The sequence below is a fragment of the Streptomyces sp. NPDC007164 genome (genome assembly GCF_040634135.1).
GTDB lineage: Bacteria > Actinomycetota > Actinomycetes > Streptomycetales > Streptomycetaceae > Streptomyces > Streptomyces sanglieri.
In genome coordinates this window covers 1-2,180 of sequence record NZ_JBEYFB010000131.1, presented here as the reverse complement: position 1 = coordinate 2,180, position 2,180 = coordinate 1, and the positions used below count along the sequence as shown (strand labels likewise).

At 68.4% G+C, this 2,180-nt stretch carries 2 protein-coding genes; both read right to left on the bottom strand.

The window, feature by feature from the left end; translation table 11 throughout:
- Positions 1 to 254 precede the first annotated feature (254 nt).
- Positions 255 to 566, bottom strand: a complete 312-nt coding sequence (locus ABZ622_RS41950; protein ID WP_360552588.1) for a hypothetical protein — start codon at positions 564 to 566, stop codon at positions 255 to 257.
- A gap of 29 nt (positions 567 to 595) precedes the next feature.
- Positions 596 to 1,957 carry an erythromycin esterase family protein gene (locus ABZ622_RS41945; RefSeq protein ID WP_360552586.1) on the bottom strand — a complete coding sequence of 454 codons (1,362 nt, stop codon included), beginning with the start codon at positions 1,955 to 1,957 and terminating at the stop codon, positions 596 to 598.
- Between the last annotated feature and the right edge of the window lie 223 nt (positions 1,958 to 2,180).

Genomic DNA, 2,180 nt, shown 5'->3' with positions numbered 1-2,180 from the left:
GGGCGCCCCCATACCGTGCACAGGAATGAGCATCTACACGTCAGCCACCCACCAGCTGTGCTACACGGAACACGCAGTACATGACAGCTATTTAGTCACTCCATGACAGCCACGAACCCCTGTCATCAGTCCCCAAAGAAACAGCTCAGACCGCCTGTCCATCGGAATTCAACGGCTGACATCCAACCCGCTGACACCACCCCGACCATTCACACCACGGCACGTACGGCGGGCATCTGGCACCCTTTTGCGGCTCACAGGACGGCGCTGTGCAGGGCACGACGGTCGCCGGACATCGCGTAGCGGCGGGCAGTGAGGCCGTGTTCGAGGGGCTCGCCGATCTCCTCACACAGCAGCGCCAGGACGTCGGCGGCTGCGGTGTCGGAGAGGTGGGCCGGGGCGACTTCAAGCATCAGCTCCCCGATCGGGAGCCAGACACGGGCTGCGTGCGCCTCGCGGACCCGGGCGGCGAGCACCGCCACGGAACGCCGGACGTCGTCCATCGCCTCACGCAGCCCCGCCGCCACCTCCCGGGCCTCGGCGTAGCCTGACCTGCACTCCGTCAAGATCACCCAAACCTTGAATCGACCCTGGGTCAGAGGCTGGTGGCTGCGTGGACCTGGTTGAGGTGGATGAGGATGTCGTAGGCCCGGGTGATGGCGAGGGTGGGGAGCGGGTCCTTCTTGAAGGACGAGCCGGCCTCGTAGGTGGGGCGGGGGGTGTCCAGCCAGGTGCGGCCCGCGGCGGGCAGGGTGCGCAGGTCGAGGTAGTAGTCGCAGTGGTGCACCCGGTTGAGGGTGTACTCCTGCATGTCGGGGGTAGCCGCGGGGACGGTGACCTTGTTCCAGGGGCTGCCGAGGGTGGTCGCGGTAAGAAACGAGCCGCGGCCGAAGGTGAAGCCGATGGCGGCGTAGTCCCGGCCGAGGGTCTCGCGCAGGAAGGCGCCCTGGGTCTTGGGGTACATCACCGGGTCGGTGGCCAGGTAGCCCACGTGGCCGTTGTGCGCCGAGAGCAGCATCTTGTCGCCGGTGCGACGGTGCCACCAGGCGGTGTTGTCGGCCATGACCCGGTCGCGGAGGTGCTCCGCGGCGGACACCGATGCCGGGTCGGACAGGTCGAGCGAGGTGAATGCGAAGGTCTGGGCAATGCTGCGGGCGTGCTGCTCGGCCCATTCGTAGGCGTCGCCGCCAGCCCCCTTCTGCGCGGTGACCAGGTCGAACGCCTGCTGGGCGGTGGTGGCGTCGAGGCGACGTTCCGCGACGGGCTTGCGCAGGTAGGCGAAGACGTCGTCGAGGGGGCGCAGGCCCGCGTACAGCTCCTCAAGGCGTGCGACGTCCTGGGGGTGGCTCGTGCGGACGTACGAGAGCACCCGATCGAAGACGGCGTCGCCGAGCTTGGGCGCCCCGACGTCGTTGCCCATGAAGTGGACCTTCCGGCCGGGGTGGCGGTCGTTGTAGCGCCGCATCCAGGCGATGAGGCTGACGAACTCCTCGCGCTCCCAGGGTGATCCGCTCAGTGTCTCCTTGGCGATCCGCCGGGCGTCGCCGGGGCCACCCTGCAGGTACTCGTCGATCCGCAGGCCCGCCGTCCAGCTCATCTCCAGGGCGAAGGTGGTGAAGCCCTTCTCCTCGACGAGGTGGCTGAAGACACGTTGCTTCATGGCGAAGAACTCGTGCGAGCCGTGGGTGGCCTCGCCCAGTCCGACCACCTTGGCGTCGCCGATCATGGTGTTCAGCGCCCGTAGGTCGGTGGTGTTGCCGCCGGGTTCCGTCGAGCGCAGGGGCCGGGCGGCGCGCTCCAGCGCGCGGAGCGCATCGGCCTGCCGGCCTTTCGTCCCCGTAGGGGCGGGTGTGGTGGTCGCGGCGGAGGCCGTGGGGGCCAGCAGGGCCGTGGCCGCGAGCCCGGCCGTCGCGGCGAGCAGCCTCCGTCGGCCGATCGCCTGGTGGTGCGCGGTCATGCTGAACTCCTCGGCTTGTTCTTGTTCCCTGGGCGGTGAAACGATCATGGCCTGGGGTGGGGGCGGGCCGCGCTGGGGGCTTCCTCCGGGTTTGATCGGGGGATATCCCCCCTTTGCCATCAGTGAGGGCTAGTGTCCTGAGTCAGGGATTCCGTTCAGATGTATAGGCTTGTCTCATGGCGCGGACCGGGCGGCCGAAGGCCGAGTTAAGACTGTCGGATGA

What these genes read in the sequence shown, in the direction of transcription:
- ABZ622_RS41945 (WP_360552586.1), bottom strand. Translation starts at nt 1,957, where the DNA reads ATGACCGCGCACCACCAGGCGATCGGCCGACGGAGGCTGCTCGCCGCG.